Raw genomic sequence first — 18,439 nt, 5'->3', positions numbered from 1 at the left:
GCGATGCCCAGCTACGAATGCGACACCCGCTTTATCGCCGCGCACCATCAGCCAGCGGTGCTCATCGACCTCGCGCTGTCACGCGGACAGGACAGCCACAAGCTGTTGCGGGGCACTGGTCTGTTCTACGAAGACATCACTTGCGGAGGCGCACAAGTCAGCCCGGCACAGTTCTTCACCCTTATTGCCAATGCCCGGCGTCTGCTCGATGCCGACGACAGCAGCTTCCTATTCGGGCAGCGCTTGTTGCCGGGGCACTACGGTGAGGCCAGCCATGCGCTGAGCCATGCCTGCAACCTGCTGCAGGCACTCGAGCGGCTGCAGCGACTGCGCTCGCTGCTAAGTCCACTGCTGACGCCGCGATTGTTGTTCGATGAGCACCAGGCTCATCTTTACTGGCTCGATTGCTGCGGCGCGGGTGAACAGTGGCCATTCCTTGCCGAGGCCGGCGTCACCTCGGTCGTCGCCATGAGCCGGCAGCTAGCCGGCAAGCGCCTGCCCTGGCGCTTCCACTTCGATTTCGCGCAACCACGGCACATCGAACAGTACTGGGTCCATCTTGGTGAAGCGCTGACCTTCGATAGCCAGTTGACGATGATGAGTCTGCCTTATAGCTGCCTGCACGAAGCCTGGCCGCATGCTTCGGCGACCGCCGGGCATGTGGCCGAGCAGAACAGTCTTGCCGGGCTCGCCTGGCGCAGCAGCTTCATTGACGAGCTGTACGACTACCTCCACGTACACATCCGCGAACCGCTCAACCTCGAGCGGGTCGCCCAGGCATTCAGCCTCAGCCCTGCCACGCTCAAGCGAAAGCTGCAGAAGCACGGCACACATTTCCAGGCGGAACTCGACCGTGTGCGCAAGCACGTTGCGCTGTATCTGTACCAGACCCGCGGCTTCACCAACGAAGAAGTTGCCGCCTACCTACGCTTCAACGACACGGCAAACTTCCGACGTTCGTTCAAGCGCTGGACCGGCGTAGTGCCAAGCGGGTTGCGTCAGCTGTTCCAGTAAAGGTGCCGACACGGCACCCCGTCTAACACTAACCTATTGATCAGCCGAACTTTTTTGCTGGTCAGAGGATGAGCAATCCAGCGCGAAGCCGCTGCGCATGGGCGCTGCAGCTCGGCGTAACGCTTCTATGCACCGGGTTGTCCACAGATTCTGTGGATTAATCCGCCTGAGCCCGTCATAGCCTCGGCTGGCACCTGCTGCATAAACGGCGGGCTGAACTCGGGCACGGCAAGTGTTACCATAACGCCCCTTTGCGCCGCAGCAAGCTCCTCGGCGAGCAAAGCCCTGTTGCCACGCAACCACATCCCTCTGCCAGCAGCGCCGCCCTCTGCGCGCAACGCGCACGCCAACGGCCGCCCACGCACCAGCCCTCTTAAACACCGTCATACAGCACGCAGGACAGACCCTTGATTTCTACCGCCAACATCACCATGCAGTTCGGCGCCAAGCCGCTATTCGAGAACGTGTCCGTCAAGTTCGGCAACGGCAATCGCTATGGCCTGATCGGCGCCAACGGTTGCGGCAAGTCGACCTTCATGAAGATTCTTGGCGGCGAACTCGAACCATCGGCCGGCCAAGTCATGCTCGAACCCAATACGCGCCTGGGCAAGCTGCGCCAGGACCAGTTCGCGTATGAAGACTTCTCGGTGATCGACACCGTGATCATGGGGCACGAGGAGCTCTGGCAGGTCAAGGCCGAACGCGACCGCATCTATGCGCTGCCGGAAATGAGCGAAGACGATGGCATGAAGGTCGCTGAACTCGAAGTCCAGTTCGCCGAGTACGACGGCTACACAGCCGAATCGCGCGCTGGCGAACTGCTGCTCGGGCTGGGGATTCCGCTGGACCAGCATTTCGGCCCGATGAGCGCAGTCGCGCCCGGCTGGAAGCTGCGCGTGCTGCTTGCGCAGGCGCTGTTTGCCGATCCCGAGGTGCTGTTGCTCGACGAGCCGACCAACCACCTCGACATCAATACCATCCGCTGGCTGGAAACCGTGCTCACCGCGCGCAACTCCACCATGATCATCATTTCCCACGACCGCCACTTCCTGAACTCGGTCTGCACTCACATGGCCGATCTGGACTATGGCGAGTTGCGCCTGTTCCCGGGCAACTATGACGAGTACATGACGGCAGCCACGCAAGCGCGCGAGCGTCTGCTGGCCGACAATGCGAAGAAGAAGGCGCAGATCGCCGAACTCCAGCAGTTCGTCAGCCGCTTTTCGGCGAACGCGTCCAAGGCCAAACAGGCCACCAGCCGGGCGCGTCAGATCGACAAGATCCAGCTCGACGAAGTCAAGCCGTCCAGCCGCGTGAGCCCGTTCATCCGTTTCGAGCAGCAGAAAAAACTGCACCGCCAGGCGGTCACCCTGGAAGCAGTCGCCCAGGGCTACGACGGCGTACCGCTGTTCAAGAATCTCTCCATGCAGATCGAGGCCGGCGAACGCATCGCGATCATCGGCCCCAACGGCATCGGCAAGACCACCTTGCTGCGAACCCTGGTCGGTGACATGCCGGCCACCAGCGGCGAAGTGAAGTGGGCTGAAAGCGCCGACGTAGGCTACTTCGCCCAAGACCACGCCGAGGACTTCGAGCAGGACATGAGCCTGTTCGACTGGATGTCCCAGTGGACGTCCGGCGGCGAGCAGCTGGTACGCGGCACCCTGGGCCGCATGCTGTTCTCCAACGATGAGATCAAGAAGTCCGTGAAGGTGATTTCCGGTGGCGAGCAAGGGCGGATGCTGTTCGGCAAACTGATCCTCGCCAAACCGAACGTGCTAGTGATGGATGAGCCGACCAACCACCTCGATATGGAATCGATCGAAGCGCTGAACCTGGCCCTGGAGAACTACCCCGGCACGCTTATTTTCGTCAGTCACGACCGCGAGTTCGTTTCCTCGCTGGCCACGCGCATCATCGAACTCTCGGAGAACGGCATTACCGACTTCAGTGGTAGCTATGACGACTACCTGCGCAGCCAGGGTGTGATCATCTAACGGCCGAAACGCAACGGGGGAGTGTTTGCCTGGCTTATGCCAGACGCCCACTCCCCCGCCGGAGCCATCTCCGTTCAGCGAGCAACGGAGATGACGTTGACCAGACCTGGAATCAGAAGCGCTCGATTTCGGCCTCAGCCTGTTCCTTCTTGCGGAACGATTCGAAGTCCTGCTGACCGATACGCGAAGCAAGGAAGCGTCGATAGTTGCGGCGCTCTTCGTCCGACAGGGCCTGCTCGGGCTCATTGACGCCCTTCAGACGCAAGACCACGTAATCTCCATTATCCAGCGACTGGCCCGCAAACGTCGGGCTACCGTCTTCAGCGGGACGCGGCATGCGGAATACGGTCTGCAGCACGGCCGGGGAGATGCCATCCTGCGCACGGGTTGCGGCTTCGTGGGTCTCCCACTTACCGTCGACCTGGCCACCTTCGCGCAGCTTCGCCAACATCGCCTCGCCATTCTGGCGTGCCTGCTCCGCTGCTTTCTGCTTGCGCAGCTGCTCGACGATGCTCTCACGCACCTCATCCAGAGGGCGCTGCTCAGGCTGCATGTGCTGCTTGACTCGCACCACGACGACCGTATCCGGATCCAGTTCGATCAACGCGCTGTTGGCGCCATCGACCAATACCTCGTCGCTGAACGCGGCCTGTAGAACCTGGCGGTTCGCTGCAATGCCCTCACCACCCTCACGACCGAATGCCGGGGTGGTTTCGACCTTCAACCCAAGCTCCTGGGCCGGCTGCGCCAGATCCGACGATTCGAATGCAGAATCCTCGAGCTGTTTGGATGCTTCGACAAAACGCTGTTCGACCTGCTGGGCCTTGAGCTCGCGCATCAGCTGCGGCTTCATGCTTTCCAGCGTCGGCACCTCAGGCGATTGCACGCCGAGCAACTTGATCAGGTGCCAGCCGAACTCGGTCTTCACCGGCTGCGAAACCTCGCCCTCCTGCAGGGCGTAGAGCGCCTCCTCGAACGCCGGATCGTAGACGCCAGGACCCGCGTACCCAAGGTCGCCGCCCTCGCTTGCCGAACCAGGATCCTGCGAGAACTCCTTGGCGAGATCCGCAAACGATTCTCCGGCCTGCAGGCGCTTGGCGACCTCTTCGAGCTTGGCCTTGGCCTGCTCATCGGACAGCTCGCCGGTCTCGATCAAGATATGTGCGGCACGACGCTGCTCCGCCAGGTTGGCGACCTGCTTTTCATAGAGCGCCTGCAAAGCTTTTTCATCGACTTCGACCTGATCGAAGAAGGCATCCTTGCTGAGCTCGACGTACTCGAGGACGACCTGCTCCGGCGAACGGTAACGATCGGAATGCTCTTGGTAATGGGCCTGTATCTCCTCGTCCGTCACCTGGACGGCATCGGTAGCCGCTGGAACAGTCAGCGCATCGAAGTCGCGGGTCTGCATTTCGAGCCGCGCAAAGTTATCGACCTGCTGGTCCGTCACGAAACCGGTGCCCGAAATGCCTGCACGCAGCTGACCGATCAGCATTTCCTGCTCAAGCAACTGGCGGAACTGCAGACGAGAATAGCCCATCTGCTGGATGACCTGGTCAAAGCGCGCCGCATCGAACTTGCCATCGACCTGGAATTCCGGCGTCTGCAGAATGAGCTGGTCAAGCGCCTGCGTGGAGAAGGCGAAATCGGCCTCGCGCGCCGCGTGAAGCAGCAGCATGCGGTCGACGAGCCCGTTCAGTGCTGCTTCACGCAGCAACTTGTCGTCGAGCATGGATGCATCGAAATCACGCCCCAGCTGCTGCGCAAGCTGGTGACGTTGCATGTTGACGGCCTGCTCGAGGTCGTAGCGGGAAATGGGATCACCATTCACCTCGGCAACGTTCTGCTTGTTCCCTGCAGCATTGAAGATCGCGTCGAAACCGGTCAACGCCAGCAGCACAACGATGACGCCGATGATGGTCTTGGCGATCAACCCCTGAGAGTTGTCCCTGATGTTCTGAAGCATGCATCCCCCGAGGAGCAGCCACGTGGTGCCTTACGTGACGTCGGTGATAACCAGATAAACGAAAGGCGCATCCTGGGATGCGCCTTCTCGGAGCTTTGGAGCGGATGACGTTCCCCAAGCCTTGGCGTTACAGGCCAGGCCTGTACGCCTCTCCGCCCCAGTCGAAGCCCAATAGGCCTCGACGGGATCGAAAACGCTTAGTTGACAGCGTCTTTCAGAGCCTTGCCAGCTTTGAAACCCGGGATCTTGGCGGCAGCGATGTTGATCGGCTTGCCAGTCTGCGGGTTGCGGCCAGTACGTGCGGCGCGCTCTTTGACGGCGAAAGTGCCGAAACCGACCAGCACGACAGAGTCACCAGCCTTCAGGGCGCCGGTGACAGACTCGATCACTGCATCCAGCGCGCGGCCAGCAACAGCTTTTGGAATATCAGCAGATGCAGCGATAGCATCGATCAGTTCCGACTTGTTCACTCTAAGTCCCCTTATTTCTGTTGAGTCGTATCTTTAATTTTTGGGTGCAAGCAAAGCTATGCAGGAATGGCTTATGACACCAGGGGCCGGCTCATGAATGGGGCACACGATAGTGTCAATCAGCCGCTCCGCCTAATGCGTGCTGATTCGCTCCTTGGAATCAGACTCGCGCTTGTCTTCCGTTGCAACTATCTCGGGAGCCGCATCGGGCAAGGGCTCCGGCGCGTATTGCAGCGCAATTTGCAGGACCTCGTCAATCCACTTTACCGGTTTAATCTGCAGGTCCTGCTTAATATTTTCAGGAATCTCTTTCAGATCACGTTGATTTTCTTCGGGGATGATGACCGTCTTGATTCCGCCCCTGTGAGCCGCGAGCAATTTCTCCTTCAGCCCACCGATAGCGAGCACCTGACCACGCAAGGTGATCTCTCCGGTCATGGCAACATCGGCACGCACAGGAATCTGCGTCAGTGCAGAAACCAGTGCCGTACACATGCCAATGCCGGCGCTAGGTCCATCCTTCGGCGTGGCCCCTTCGGGCACGTGGATATGGATATCCTGCTTCTCATGGAAGTCCGGCGCGATACCCAGGCTGCGCGCGCGGCTTCGCACTACCGTGAGTGCGGCGGTAATCGACTCGCCCATGACTTCGCCGAGCGAGCCAGTCTTGGTCAGCCGACCCTTGCCAGGGACGACGGCCGCTTCGATGGTCAGCAGCTCGCCACCCACCTGGGTCCAGGCCAGACCAGTAACCTGACCAATCTGATCCTGCTGCTCGGCGAGCCCATAGCGGAACTTGCGCACGCCGAGGAAGTGTTCGAGCGAATCAGGTGTAACCGTCACGTGGAAGCGCTTTTCCGCCGCATGCTCCTTGACCACCTTGCGGCATACCTTCGCCAGCTGACGCTCGAGGCTCCGCACACCGGCCTCGCGTGTGTAGTAGCGAATGACGTCGCGTATGCTCTGCTCCTGGAACGCCAGTTCGCTTTCCTTCAACCCATTCGCCTTGACCTGCTTGGGAACCAGATAGCGAATGGCGATGTTGACCTTCTCGTCTTCCGTATAGCCGGGCAGACGAATGACCTCCATCCGATCAAGAAGCGGCGCAGGGATGTTCATCGAGTTCGCCGTGCAGATGAACATGACGTCCGAAAGGTCGTAGTCGACCTCCAGATAATGGTCGTTGAAATTGTGGTTCTGCTCGGGGTCCAGCACCTCGAGCAGTGCCGAGGCAGGGTCACCGCGCATGTCGCTGGCCATCTTGTCGATTTCATCGAGTAGGAACAGCGGGTTGCGTACGCCGACCTTGGTCATCTTCTGGATAAGACGTCCTGGCATCGAGCCGATATAGGTGCGCCGATGGCCGCGAATCTCGGCCTCGTCACGCACACCACCCAGGGCCATGCGAACGAACTTGCGATTGGTCGAACGAGCGATCGACTCGGCCAGCGAGGTCTTACCCACCCCAGGCGGGCCGACCAGGCACAGGACCGGCCCCTTCAGTTTCTTGACGCGCTTCTGCACAGCGAGATATTCGAGGATGCGATCCTTGACCTCTTCGAGGCCATAATGGTCAGCGTCGAGCACCTGCTCGGCCTTGGCCAGATCGAGACGCACCTTGCTCGCAGCCTTCCAGGGCACATTGACCAACCAGTCGATGTACGTCCGCACCACAGTGGCTTCCGCGGACATTGGCGACATCTGCTTGAGCTTGTTGAGTTCGGCTTGCGCCTTGGCGTAGGCGTCCTTGCTCAGCCCCGCGTTCTCGATGCGCTTTTTCAGGTCATCGATCTCGTTGTGGCCCTCGTCGAGGTCACCGAGCTCCTTCTGGATCGCCTTCATCTGCTCGTTGAGGTAGTACTCGCGCTGGCTACGCTCCATCTGCTTCTTGACGCGCCCGCGGATACGCTTCTCGACTTGCAGCAGGTCTATTTCCGCGTCCAGCAGAGCCAAGACATGCTCTACCCGCGCCGGCAGCTCGGTGACCTCGAGAATTTCCTGCTTCTGCTCGATCTTCAAGGCCATATGGGCGGCCATGGTGTCGACCAGACGCGACGGATCTTCGATTCCGGTCAGCGAGGAAAGCACTTCGGCCGGTACCTTTTTACCCAATTGCACATACTGTTCGAATTGACTGAGCAGGCTGCGGGTGAAGACTTCCGCCTCGCGCTCATCGACTTCCGCCTCTTCAATGAGGCTGACCTTGGCACGGCAGTGTTCCTCAACCTCGAAAAAGCTTTCGATTGCACCGCGCTGCTCGCCCTCGACCAACACCTTTACGGTGCCGTCAGGCAATTTCAGTAACTGCAATACGGTAGCGACCGTACCGACGCGATACAGGGCGTCTTCGGCTGGATCGTCGTCGGCCGGGTTCCGTTGCGCCACGAGCAGGATCTGCTTGTCGCCGGCCATGGCGGACTCCAGAGCCTCGATGGACTTCTCGCGGCCCACGAAAAGCGGAATGACCATATGCGGATAAACCACGACATCGCGCAGGGGCAAGAGGGGCAGTTCGACGATTGTCTTCATAATTCAGCTCTACGACGGCCTTGCGGCGGTAAACGGACGGGCGCACCCATGAAAACTAAGATGGGGGCACGCCCGTTAAAAAACAAGAAGGCAATAAATGCAAAGGGGCCCGAGGGCCCCTTCGCTCTTTACGCCTCAGGCGCAGCCTTGGCAGGCGGCTCGCTGTTCTCGTAGATCAGCAAGGGCTTGGACGTGCCCTCGATCACACTCTCATCGATGACAACCTTGCTGACATCCTTCTGAGACGGAATCTCGTACATGGTATCCAGCAATACGCCCTCGAGAATCGAACGCAAACCACGCGCACCCGTCTTGCGCTCCAAAGCCCGCGCTGCGATGGCCTTGAGCGCGTCCGTGCGGAATTCCAGCTCAACCCCCTCGAGTTCGAACAGCTTGGCATACTGCTTGGTCAGCGCATTCTTCGGCTCGGTGAGAATCTGAATCAGGGCCGGTTCGTCGAGTTCGTCCAGCGTCGCGATCACCGGTAGGCGACCGACGAACTCCGGGATCAGGCCGAACTTGACCAGATCGTCAGGCTCAACTGCACGAAGCGCTTCTCCGACCTTCTTGCCCGGGTCCTTGCTGCGCACCTCGGCACTGAAGCCTATCCCGCCCTGCGTGGAGCGCGCCTGGATGACCTTCTCCAATCCGGCGAAGGCGCCGCCACAGATGAACAGGATGTTGCGCGTGTCCACCTGCAGAAACTCCTGCTGTGGATGCTTGCGCCCTCCTTGCGGAGGAACGGAGGCCACGGTTCCCTCGATCAACTTGAGCAGCGCCTGCTGCACCCCCTCGCCCGACACGTCGCGAGTGATCGAAGGGTTATCCGACTTGCGCGAGATCTTGTCTATCTCATCGATGTAGACAATGCCCATCTGAGCCTTCTCGACATCGTAATCGCACTTCTGCAGCAGCTTCTGAATGATGTTCTCGACGTCCTCGCCCACGTAACCGGCCTCGGTCAGCGTCGTGGCATCGGCGATCGTGAACGGCACGTTGAGCAGGCGTGCCAGCGTCTCCGCGAGCAGGGTCTTGCCCGAACCGGTCGGGCCGATCAGCAAGATGTTGCTCTTGCCCAGTTCGACCTCTTCCTTACGGTCACGCTGGTTGAGCCGCTTGTAGTGGTTGTAGACAGCCACCGCCAGGATCTTCTTGGCACGCTCCTGACCAATGACGTACTGGTCGAGAATGCCGCTGATTTCCTTAGGCGCAGGGAGCTTGTGCGAGCTGCTCTCGGCCTGTGCTTCCTGGACCTCTTCACGAATGATGTCATTGCACAGGTCGACGCACTCGTCGCAGATGAAAACGGAGGGACCGGCAATCAACTTGCGCACTTCATGCTGGCTTTTGCCACAGAAGGAGCAATAAAGCAGTTTGCCGGAATCCTCGCCGTTGCGGGTATCAGTCATTCGATCGATCCAATCGGGAAAGCTTGGAAAAAGAAGATGAAGGCAATCGTGGGCTTTTTCAAGCCCAAGGGAAGGCCGTCGAACCGACGGCCATGCAGATCAGACCGCCAGCTGACGGTGGGTCAGGACCTGATCGATCAGGCCGTACTTCACGGCCTCGTCACCGCTCATGAAATTGTCACGATCGGTGTCACGCGCAATGACGTCGATGGGCTGCCCGGTATGCTGAGCCAGCACTTTGTTCAGCCTCTCGCGGATCGTCAGGATCTCGCGCGCGTGGATTTCGATGTCCGACGCCTGCCCCTGGAATCCGCCCAGTGGCTGGTGAATCATCATGCGCGAGTGAGGCAGGCAGTAACGCTTGCCCGCTGCGCCGCCGGCGAGCAGCAGTGCACCCATGCTGCAGGCCTGACCGATACAGATGGTCGAGACATCAGGCTTGATGAACTGCATGGTGTCGTAGATGGACATGCCTGCTGTCACCGATCCGCCGGGGGAATTGATGTACAGGTGGATGTCCTTCTCCGGGTTTTCCGCCTCGAGAAAAAGCAGCTGAGCGACAATGAGGTTGGCCATGTAGTCCTCGACCTGCCCCACCATGAAAATCACCCGCTCCTTGAGAAGTCGGGAATAGATGTCATAGGCGCGTTCGCCACGAGCGGACTGCTCGATAACCATCGGGACCAGACCACCTGCGGCCTGAACATCCGGAGCCTGCATGAAAGAATTGCGGGACATGTTCCAACGATACTCCCTATGTCATGCCTCAAACACATAAGCCAGCACGAGGCTGGCTTATGTTTGTGCACTCGAGAAAATGGAAGAGATCAGGCGGCTTGCGGGGCTTCCGCAGGCTTGACCGCTTCTTCATAGGACACCGTCTTGTCGGTGACCTTGGCCTGCTGCAGAACAGTATCTACAACTTGCTCTTCGAGCACAACCGAACGCACTTCGTTCAACTGCTCAGCGTTCTTGTAGTACCAGGCCACCACCTGCTCGGGCTCCTGATAGGCCGAGGCCATTTCCTCGATCAGTTCGCGAACGCGATTCTCGTCCGGCTTGAGCTCTTTCTGCTTGACCACTTCAGCCACGATCAGACCCAGCAGCACGCGACGCTTGGCCTGCTCCGCAAAAAGTTCAGCCGGCAGCTGATCGGGCTTGATGTTGCCACCGAACTGCTGGACGGCCTGGACGCGCAGACGATTCACTTCGTTATCGATCAGCGCCTTGGGCACTTCGATCGGATTGTTGGCCACCAGGCCTTCCATCACTTGGTTCTTCACCTTGTTCTTGATGGCCTGGCGCAGCTCACGCTCCATGTTCTTCTTCACTTCGGCACGGAAGCCTTCAAGCCCGCCTTCCTGCACACCGAACTGAGCGAAGAATTCGTCGTTCAGCTCCGGCAACTGAGCAGCCGCCACACTGTTGACCGTCACGGTGAACTCAGCGGTCTTGCCGGCCAGATCGAGGTTCTGGTAATCCTCAGGGAAAGTCGGGTTGATGACGCGCTCTTCACCCGCCTTCGCGCCCACCAGAGCGTCCTCGAAGCCAGGAATCATGCGACCGGAGCCCAGCACCAGCTGAGTCCCTTTGGCGGAGCCGCCTGCGAACGCTTCGCCATCGATCTTGCCCACGAAATCGATATTCACCTGATCGCCGTTCTCGGCAGCGCGGTCAGTCGTTTCGTAACGGGTGTTCTGCTTGCGCAGGATGTCCAGCATATTGTCGACGTCGGCATCGGTGACGTCCGCCTGCAGGCGCTCGACCTCGATCTTGTCCAGACCGGCGACCTCGAACTCCGGAAACACCTCGAAGGTAGCAACATACTCAAGATCCTTGCCCTTCTCGAACACCTTGGGCTCGACGGACGGAGCGCCGGCCGGATTCAGCTTCTCGGCGACGATGGCTTCGTAGAAGGTCGCCTGAATGAGGTCTCCGAGGATTTCCTGACGCGCAGCGGCTTCATAGCGCTGGCGGATGACGCTCATCGGCACCTTGCCGGGACGGAAGCCTGGGATCTTGGCACGACTGGCGGTCTGTTGCAGACGCTTGTTGACTTCGGTCTCGATGCGCTCGACCGGCACGCCAATGGTCATGCGGCGCTCAAGAGCGGAGGTGCTTTCAACAGAAACTTGCATGGATTTTCCTCGTTGCACAGACATAAGCCGGGCGTTCCGGCCCCAGAATGGGCAAGCATTCTAGTGGCTCGATAGACAGAAGTCACCCCGGCAGAATGAGCCGCCCCGAACGCAGCAGCCGCATGCCGCACACGGCTTGGCTGAGCAATCCGGGCGGCCTGGAAGCGGCCGAACAGGCATATCCGTGCGAGCGTAGAGCGGCGGTTGCCCCAAAACGAAACATGAAAAAGCCCCGCCTATCTGGCAGGGCTTCTGCTACACGAAAAGGCCCGCATGGTCAGTCAGCCTTGAGCGGTGCTCCAATCGATGATGCCGAACTGCCAGGTCGCAAGAATCACGATGCCGAAGACGATCCGGTACCAGGCGAATGTGGCATAGCTGTGATTGCCGATGAACTTGAGCAGAGCCCGGACGGCGAGCATCGCGAACACGAACGATGTGACGAAACCGATTGCAAATACGGGCAGATCGGACGGCTGGAACAGATCGCGATACTTGTAGCCGGAATAAACCGCCGCTCCGACCATTGTCGGCATGGCCAGGAAGAACGAGAACTCGGTTGCCGCCTTGCGGGACAGGCCAAATAGCAAGCCTCCGATGATGGTCGAGCCGGAACGGGATGTGCCCGGTACCAGCGCCAGGCACTGCGCGAAACCCACCTTCAATGCCAGCTTCCAGTTCATGTCGTCGACAGTCTCGGCCTGGACGCTGTGGTCGCGTCGCTCAGCCCAGAGCATGATCACCCCACCGATGACCAGTGCCGTGGCGACGGTGATGGGGTTGAACAGGTATTCGTGGATCAGGTCGGCGAATGCGACCCCCAGCACAGCCGCGGGAATGAAGGCCACCAGCAGGTTGAGCGTGAAATTCTGAGCCGGACGTTCCTTGGGCAACCCAACTATCACGCCCAGCACCCTGTCTCGATACTGCCAGACGACCGCGAGAATCGCGGCCAGCTGGATGATGATATTGAAAGCAATCGCCCGCTCGCCGCCAAAACCGATCAGGTCGGCAACGATGATCTGGTGGCCAGTGCTGGAGATTGGAAGAAATTCAGTGATGCCTTCTACGACACCGAGTATCAGCGCTTGTACCGCAAGCCAAAGATCCATCTATTCCCCATCAGCGATGAAGCCCATCGCACTCGAAAACAACAAAAGGAAGGCGCCTAGCGCTTGGCCAGGCCGCTGATCTGACCGACGGCGGACAAGTTAATTCCACCCTCGACTTTAGTGGGGGCTCATTTTTAGCCAGGGGCAGCCGAAAAGCTATTGGGAGTTTGCAAACGGCCTGCTCGAAGAAGCGCCTCCGGATACACCCGATTCCGGAAAGGTCGGCCGTTGCCATTACAAGAAATCGAAAGCTGCACTGGGAGTAACCAAATGAATCTGTTGCGCAAGTACCCCATCAGTAAAAGGCTTTGGCTCATACCCGTCGTCGCGACGCTGATGCTCTTCGTGTTGGGCATGCTCATGATCCAGCAGGTTCGCGAGGACCTCTACAAGGGCAAGCAGGAGATGACCCGAAACGTGGTGGAAACAGCCGCGGGTATCTTCGACCACTACCATCGCCTGGAAACCGGCGGCCAGATGACGACCGAACAGGCACAGCGCGCTGCACTGGAACAGGTCCGTACACTGCGCTACCGCCAGAGCGACTATTTCTGGATCAATGATCTGGGGCCGACCATGATCATGCATCCGATGCAGCCCAAGCTCGACGGGCAGAACCTCTCCGGCATCAAGGACCCGAACGGCAAAGCGTTATTCAACGAAATGGTTGCGGTCGCCAAGCGCAACGGCGCAGGCACCGTTGACTATATGTGGGCCAAACCTGGCGAAGAACAGCCGGTTCCCAAGGTTTCGTATGTCCAATTGTTCAAGCCATGGGGCTGGATCATCGGTTCAGGCATCTACGTTGACGATGTCGAAGCGGAGTTCCGCAACTACCTGACGCGCTTCTCCATCATCGGCCTCGCTATCGCCGCGCTGATGGCTGTGCTGGTGGCCATCCTCATCCGCAGCATCACGGCGCCTCTGCGCAATTCCATGGCAGCAATGGCCAACATCGCCAGTGGCGAAGCGGATCTTACTCATGAGCTGGATGTCTCCGGCAGTGACGAGCTGACCGCCCTTGGCCGGGATTTCAACGCATTCACGCGCAAGTTGCGCAGCGTCATCGGCCAACTGCTCGAAACCGCCGAGTCACTGGCTCAGTCTTCGCGCACGCTGGGCAGCGTGTCCCGCGAGGCCTATGAGCAAAGCCAGCAACAACTGCAGCAGATGGAGCTGGTCGCCACAGCCATCAACGAAGTCACCTATGCAGTGCAGGAAGTAGCCAAGAACGCCGAGCACGCTTCCAACGAAGTCGGCGACGCCGAGGGCCAGGCCGGGCATGGCCAGCAGAATATCGAGACCAGCCTGCAACAGATCGATCAGCTGTCTTCGACCATCGCGCAGGCAGTCGAGGTCATTCAGTCGCTGGCCGACGAAACCAGCAAGATCGGCAGCGTGCTCGACGTCATTGGCTCGATTGCCGATCAGACCAACCTGCTGGCGCTGAACGCAGCCATCGAGGCGGCCCGTGCCGGCGAACAGGGTCGCGGCTTCGCGGTAGTGGCTGACGAGGTGCGCTTGCTGGCGCAGCGGACCCAGCAATCCACGGCTGAGATCCATACCATGATCGAACGCCTGCAAAAGAACTCCGGCGCCGCCGTCAACGTCATCATGGAAAGCAACCGGGCTTCGCAGGCAACCGTCGAGCAGGCCAGCCAGGCCGGTGAAAGCCTTGGACAGATTGCGCAGGCATTGCGCAACATCTCGGGCCTCAACGCCTCGATTGCCAGCGCCACCCTGCAACAGTCGCACGTGGTCGAAGACATCAATCAGAACGTTACCCAGGCCGCCAGCCTGGCGCAGCACAGCACCGACGCTGCCGAGCAATCGAGCGAAGCCGGCAAGCATCTCGGTGAACTTGCCGACCGGCTGAACAACATCCTGCAGCAGTTCAAGATCTGACCCCTTTCGGCTTGGTGCCCCGACGCCAAGCCGCAGCTTCCAGCCTGGGCTCCTTGCTTTGCGGCGCGTTGTCGCATGGCAAGGCGACAGCTGGCGAAGCGCCCGAGCGTCAAATAAACAAATCCCTTTATATTCAGTCGCTTAGACAAAAGAAACAGCGTACTGACGAGGCACCGTCGAACTAAGACTTTTGGCTAATTGAAACGAACGGAGTTTTTTTTGAATTCCGATGTGACTCATGGGTCCTCTGAGCGCATCATTTGGATAAGGCCAACGCCATGGCACCGAAATCACTGGCGGCAACCCAATATCCGCACCGAATTCAGAGAGACCTTGCCCTATGAACGCTACCCTTCGCATCAACGACGCCCTCCTCATTACCGACCGCGCTTTCAAGCCCTTCCAGTGTGTTGCCTGGACCCTGCCCGAAGGCAACGGCGAAGTCAGCATCAGCGTGATCGACCGCCGCGATGCTCGCGTGCTCGGCCGCTGCAAGATGTCCAGCAGCGTCTACAGCAACCCGGCCCAGCTTGAGCAAACCCTGGAACAAACGCGCGAACGCCTGAGCCAGAACGGAGCGCATTTCTCCGAGTGGCATATGCCGGCCTAAAGCGGCAACCGCGTTCAGTGCAGAAAGGCCTGACGGCAACCGCCTCGGGCCTTTTGCTTTGTATGCGCTGGAATCCTTGGTGGGCTCTTGCGGTCTGAACAGAGCGTGCATGCAAACCAGGAGGTTCCGATGAAAGGCGCAGAAGCCTACGTCAACGATCAATGGCAAAGCAGCGGCCTGGCGAACCTGCCGCAAGATTCCGACGCCCTTACCGTCACCCTGAAGTTCATCGTGCCCCGCGCCGCACAAACCACGGGGTTGCTCAACCACATTGCCGAGGTTGCCGAGCGGCATCTGGAAGAAGCCTACCCGGGCCGTAACGTCCGTCACAAACCTGTGGTGGGCTCGGTGGTGGGAGATGGCACCGGCGATGGCATAGAGCTGGAGTTCCAGGTGGCCGCTGTCCGCTAGAGGCGCGCCACACCGAGTGACCCCGTCTCGTGGGAAACGAGACCTCTTGGGCCGATCGCTGAGATGACACCCCTCGAACTGCAGCGCATGCTGCTGGACCAGTTCCCTCCCCTGTTCCTTCTGGAGGTGGCGGTAAGAGCGCTGTTCGCCTTCATAGCGGTATTCGTGTTCCTGAAGGTGAGCGGCCGGCGTGGTATACGCCAGCTATCGGTATTCGAGCTGGTGATCATTCTGACGCTGGGCTCGGCTGCAGGGGACGTGTCGTTTTATGAAGACGTCCCACTGTTGCCCGTCGCGGCGGTGTTCATCACGCTGCTATGCCTCTATCGCCTGACCGTAGCCCTGATGACCAGAAGCCCGCGCTTTGGCGCCTGGCTCGAAGGCAAGCCGCTCACCATCATCCGTGACGGTATCTACGACCTGCGCAACCTCGACAGCCACCAGATATCCGCCGATGAGTTCTTCATGGAGCTGCGCCAGCAAGGGGTCGAGCACCTCGGCCAGGTACGATTGGCGATTCTGGAAACCGATGGCGAAGTCAGCCTGTACTTTCACAGTCCCGAAGAAGTACGCCCAGGCCTTTCGGTGCTCCCGCCCGAGCACAGGCCGACTTACCGACATGTGCCGGCCAGCGACCTCTATGCCTGCACCCACTGCGGTTTTCCCCAGGTAATCGACACCGACCAGGCGATGGCATGCCACCGTTGCGGCAATCCGACCTGGTCCAAGGCACTGGCATCGCAACGAACACGCTGACCGCCGGGGCCGAACCGTAACGCGGAGCTCTGGTCAGCTATAGGGATGGGGCAGCAGCGATTGCCGCCCAGACACGCACCCAACCCGGAGATCGCCCATGCTAGGTGACTATTCCTCGATCAACGACCATCTCGAGACCGCCCGCAAGCACGCCGACCAGGCGGAAACCGAGGGCAAGCCGGCACTGTATCGCGAAGCGATCGACGAGCTCGTCGCGGCGATCCAGCTGCTCATGCGCAACAGCCAGGAACGTGAAGACTAAGGAAGCAACCGGGACGACCTGGGCCAACGTGCATGGACATCCAAACCCCTCCCATCGCTGATGGTGCCAGGCCCGTCTCAATCGACGAAATCGACGACACCGACACACCGCTATGCCCCGACCTGCCGCCCGAACTGCATTATTCGGACGATAGCCAGCCTGGAATTCGGCGAAAGCTGTCGCGAGGCAAGTACATCTATCTCGCCGCTGATGGCAAGCGCATCAGGGACGCTTCCGAGGTCGAGCGAATCAACAAGCTCGCCATTCCACCGGCATATCGGGACGTCTGGATCTGTGCCGACCCCCATGGCCATTTGCAAGCCACCGGCCGGGATGCTCGGGGCCGCAAGCAATACCGCTATCACCCACGCTGGCGAGAAGTTCGCGATCATGGCAAGTACCAGCGGATGCTGCAGTTCGGCCAGGCGCTGCCTGGGCTTCGGGCACGCCTGGAGCGGGACATCGGGCTCCCTGGCCTGCCGCGCGAAAAGGTGATGGCGCTGGTGATACGCCTGCTCGAATCGACGCTGATTCGCGTTGGCAATGCCCGCTACGCCCGCGACAGCCGCTCCTACGGCCTCACAACGCTACGCAACCGCCACGTCAGCATTCGGGGCAGCGCCATACGCTTCAGCTTTCGCGGCAAGAGCGGCATCGAGCACGAGGTCACTCTGCGGGACCGCCGCCTCGCCCGACTGATGCGCCGCTGCATGGAGCTGCCAGGACAGCACCTGTTTCAATACCTGGATGACCAGGGGCAACGGCACACTGTCAGCTCCGGGGACGTCAACGACTATCTCAGACAATCAACCGGCCAGAGCTTCACAGCCAAGGATTACCGCACCTGGGCTGGCAGCGCGCAGGCTCTGGCTCGCCTGCGACGCCAGCCGTGGCAGCCAGAAGCTCAGGCACGCCGAACGCTGGTCGAGGCGATCCGGGAGATCTCATCATTGCTGGGCAACACACCAGCCATCTGCAGGCAGTGCTATGTGCACCCCGAAGTCATCGAGGCTTTTCTGCGCGGCGAATTGGCCGAGCTGCGCGCAGCTCGGCGCCGCAAGTGGCTGAGCGCCGAAGAAGTGGGGCTGATCCATTTCCTGCAGCGCTATGCCAGCTCGGCTTGAGGTGAAGCGGCGGGCCAGGAGCACCACAGCAAGACGCCCCTTCCCGCCGCGGCCGATCAGTAGTAGGCGTTTTCGCGATTGGTGTGATCGGTAACGTCACGAACGCCCTTGAGTTCAGGAATACGCGCCAACAGCGTTTTCTCGATACCCTCTTTCAAGGTCACGTCCGCCTGCCCGCAGCCTTGGCAACCACCACCGAACTGCAGCACCGCGATGCCTTCCTCGACGACATCGATCAACATGACCTGCCCGCCATGACTGGCCAGGCCTGGGTTGATTTCGGTTTGCAGGTAATAGTTGATGCGCTCGTTGAGCGGGCTGTCCTCGTTGACCATCGGCACCTTGGCATTCGGCGCCTTGATCGTCAGCTGGCCGCCCATGCGATCGGTCGCGTAGTCCACCAGGGCATCCTCGAGGAACGGCTCGCTGACGCTGTCGATCCAGGCAGTAAAGCTCTTGAGGCCAATGGCGACATCGTCCGGCTTCTGCTCGCCCGGCTTGCAGTAGGCGATGCAGGTCTCGGCGTACGGCGTGCCCGGCTGGGTGATGAAGACGCGGATGCCGATGCCCGGCGTGTTCTGCTTTTCCAGCAGACCAGCCAGGTAATCGTGTGCAGCTTCGGTAATGGTGATCGCGCTCATGGTGACTCCTCGCAATGATGCCGGCAGTGTACGCCAAGCCAGGGCAGCGATAAAGTCCTAGTAAATTGGTCGGATTAGATCCGGCGCTTCTCCGA

Annotated in this window: 16 protein-coding genes; 8 read left to right on the top strand and 8 right to left on the bottom strand. The window is 60.0% G+C overall.

What is annotated here, in order from left to right:
• Positions 1 to 3: 3 nt before the first annotated feature.
• Entirely contained in the window at positions 4 to 1,014 is a 1,011-nt protein-coding gene (locus AC0KXH_RS09145) for an AraC family transcriptional regulator (protein ID WP_488224539.1), read from the top strand.
• 407 nt (positions 1,015 to 1,421) lie between these two features.
• Positions 1,422 to 3,011, top strand: a complete 1,590-nt coding sequence (locus tag AC0KXH_RS09140; RefSeq protein WP_061339564.1) for an ABC-F family ATPase — start codon at positions 1,422 to 1,424, stop codon at positions 3,009 to 3,011.
• 112 nt (positions 3,012 to 3,123) lie between these two features.
• Here the strand turns inward: AC0KXH_RS09140 and AC0KXH_RS09135 are convergent, their stop codons facing one another.
• The 7 genes from AC0KXH_RS09135 to AC0KXH_RS09105 all read right to left on the bottom strand — a co-directional run bounded on the left by AC0KXH_RS09135 (position 3,124) and on the right by AC0KXH_RS09105 (position 12,635).
• The gene (locus AC0KXH_RS09135; RefSeq protein WP_488224538.1) at positions 3,124 to 4,977 is read right to left on the bottom strand and encodes a SurA N-terminal domain-containing protein; all 1,854 of its coding nucleotides are present in this window, start codon (positions 4,975 to 4,977) and stop codon (positions 3,124 to 3,126) included.
• Positions 4,978 to 5,174: 197 nt separating this feature from the next.
• Entirely contained in the window at positions 5,175 to 5,447 is a 273-nt protein-coding gene (gene hupB, locus AC0KXH_RS09130; RefSeq protein ID WP_003282502.1) for a nucleoid-associated protein HU-beta, read from the bottom strand.
• Between the two features lie 132 nt (positions 5,448 to 5,579).
• Positions 5,580 to 7,976, bottom strand: a complete 2,397-nt coding sequence (gene lon / locus AC0KXH_RS09125) for an endopeptidase La (protein ID WP_043220045.1) — start codon at positions 7,974 to 7,976, stop codon at positions 5,580 to 5,582.
• 128 nt (positions 7,977 to 8,104) lie between these two features.
• A complete protein-coding gene (clpX, locus tag AC0KXH_RS09120) occupies positions 8,105 to 9,385 on the bottom strand; it encodes an ATP-dependent Clp protease ATP-binding subunit ClpX (protein ID WP_043220042.1) in 1,281 nt (426 codons plus the stop codon).
• Positions 9,386 to 9,484: 99 nt separating this feature from the next.
• A complete protein-coding gene (clpP, locus tag AC0KXH_RS09115) occupies positions 9,485 to 10,123 on the bottom strand; it encodes an ATP-dependent Clp endopeptidase proteolytic subunit ClpP (protein ID WP_041105625.1) in 639 nt (212 codons plus the stop codon).
• A gap of 89 nt (positions 10,124 to 10,212) precedes the next feature.
• Positions 10,213 to 11,523, bottom strand: a complete 1,311-nt coding sequence (tig, locus tag AC0KXH_RS09110; protein ID WP_312380313.1) for a trigger factor — start codon at positions 11,521 to 11,523, stop codon at positions 10,213 to 10,215.
• Positions 11,524 to 11,804: 281 nt separating this feature from the next.
• A complete protein-coding gene (locus AC0KXH_RS09105) occupies positions 11,805 to 12,635 on the bottom strand; it encodes an undecaprenyl-diphosphate phosphatase (protein WP_043220038.1) in 831 nt (276 codons plus the stop codon).
• A 270-nt stretch (positions 12,636 to 12,905) separates the two neighbouring features.
• Here AC0KXH_RS09105 and AC0KXH_RS09100 point away from each other — a divergent pair, with 270 nt between their 5' ends.
• From AC0KXH_RS09100 to AC0KXH_RS09075, 6 genes are all read left to right on the top strand, one after another.
• A complete protein-coding gene (locus AC0KXH_RS09100; RefSeq protein WP_488224600.1) occupies positions 12,906 to 14,540 on the top strand; it encodes a methyl-accepting chemotaxis protein in 1,635 nt (544 codons plus the stop codon).
• 340 nt (positions 14,541 to 14,880) lie between these two features.
• Complete coding sequence (locus AC0KXH_RS09095; RefSeq protein ID WP_041105629.1) at positions 14,881 to 15,150, top strand: hypothetical protein; 270 nt, start codon at positions 14,881 to 14,883, stop codon at positions 15,148 to 15,150.
• A 129-nt stretch (positions 15,151 to 15,279) separates the two neighbouring features.
• Entirely contained in the window at positions 15,280 to 15,561 is a 282-nt protein-coding gene (locus AC0KXH_RS09090; protein ID WP_043220032.1) for a hypothetical protein, read from the top strand.
• A 63-nt stretch (positions 15,562 to 15,624) separates the two neighbouring features.
• Positions 15,625 to 16,317 carry a DUF421 domain-containing protein gene (locus tag AC0KXH_RS09085; protein ID WP_043220030.1) on the top strand — a complete coding sequence of 231 codons (693 nt, stop codon included), beginning with the start codon at positions 15,625 to 15,627 and terminating at the stop codon, positions 16,315 to 16,317.
• A gap of 97 nt (positions 16,318 to 16,414) precedes the next feature.
• Positions 16,415 to 16,579, top strand: coding sequence for a hypothetical protein (locus tag AC0KXH_RS09080; RefSeq protein ID WP_165563479.1), 165 nt, complete (start codon positions 16,415 to 16,417; stop codon positions 16,577 to 16,579).
• Positions 16,580 to 16,611: 32 nt separating this feature from the next.
• Entirely contained in the window at positions 16,612 to 17,703 is a 1,092-nt protein-coding gene (locus AC0KXH_RS09075) for a DNA topoisomerase IB (protein ID WP_488224537.1), read from the top strand.
• Positions 17,704 to 17,759: 56 nt separating this feature from the next.
• On the opposite strand, the gene nfuA is transcribed toward AC0KXH_RS09075, so the two are convergent.
• Positions 17,760 to 18,344 carry a Fe-S biogenesis protein NfuA gene (gene nfuA, locus AC0KXH_RS09070; protein WP_041105633.1) on the bottom strand — a complete coding sequence of 195 codons (585 nt, stop codon included), beginning with the start codon at positions 18,342 to 18,344 and terminating at the stop codon, positions 17,760 to 17,762.
• Between the last annotated feature and the right edge of the window lie 95 nt (positions 18,345 to 18,439).

The sequence above is a fragment of the Stutzerimonas sp. CXK-1 genome (assembly GCF_057738225.1).
Note: the sequence above shows the minus strand (reverse complement) of the source record. Positions and strands in the feature narration are given on the sequence as shown.

Bases quoted from the DNA above. Each gene is read 5' to 3' on its own strand.
- AC0KXH_RS09090 (WP_043220032.1), top strand. From the start codon at position 15,280: ATGAAAGGCGCAGAAGCCTACGTCAACGATCAATGGCAAAGCAGCGGC.
- clpP (WP_041105625.1), bottom strand. From the start codon at position 10,123: ATGTCCCGCAATTCTTTCATGCAGGCTCCGGATGTTCAGGCCGCAGGT.
- AC0KXH_RS09085 (WP_043220030.1), top strand. From the start codon at position 15,625: ATGACACCCCTCGAACTGCAGCGCATGCTGCTGGACCAGTTCCCTCCC.
- AC0KXH_RS09135 (WP_488224538.1), bottom strand. From the start codon at position 4,977: ATGCTTCAGAACATCAGGGACAACTCTCAGGGGTTGATCGCCAAGACC.
- AC0KXH_RS09145 (WP_488224539.1), top strand. From the start codon at position 4: ATGCCCAGCTACGAATGCGACACCCGCTTTATCGCCGCGCACCATCAG.
- AC0KXH_RS09100 (WP_488224600.1), top strand. From the start codon at position 12,906: ATGAATCTGTTGCGCAAGTACCCCATCAGTAAAAGGCTTTGGCTCATA.
- clpX (WP_043220042.1), bottom strand. From the start codon at position 9,385: ATGACTGATACCCGCAACGGCGAGGATTCCGGCAAACTGCTTTATTGC.
- AC0KXH_RS09080 (WP_165563479.1), top strand. From the start codon at position 16,415: ATGCTAGGTGACTATTCCTCGATCAACGACCATCTCGAGACCGCCCGC.
- AC0KXH_RS09095 (WP_041105629.1), top strand. From the start codon at position 14,881: ATGAACGCTACCCTTCGCATCAACGACGCCCTCCTCATTACCGACCGC.
- nfuA (WP_041105633.1), bottom strand. From the start codon at position 18,344: ATGAGCGCGATCACCATTACCGAAGCTGCACACGATTACCTGGCTGGT.
- AC0KXH_RS09105 (WP_043220038.1), bottom strand. From the start codon at position 12,635: ATGGATCTTTGGCTTGCGGTACAAGCGCTGATACTCGGTGTCGTAGAA.
- AC0KXH_RS09075 (WP_488224537.1), top strand. From the start codon at position 16,612: ATGGACATCCAAACCCCTCCCATCGCTGATGGTGCCAGGCCCGTCTCA.
- lon (WP_043220045.1), bottom strand. From the start codon at position 7,976: ATGAAGACAATCGTCGAACTGCCCCTCTTGCCCCTGCGCGATGTCGTG.
- tig (WP_312380313.1), bottom strand. From the start codon at position 11,523: ATGCAAGTTTCTGTTGAAAGCACCTCCGCTCTTGAGCGCCGCATGACC.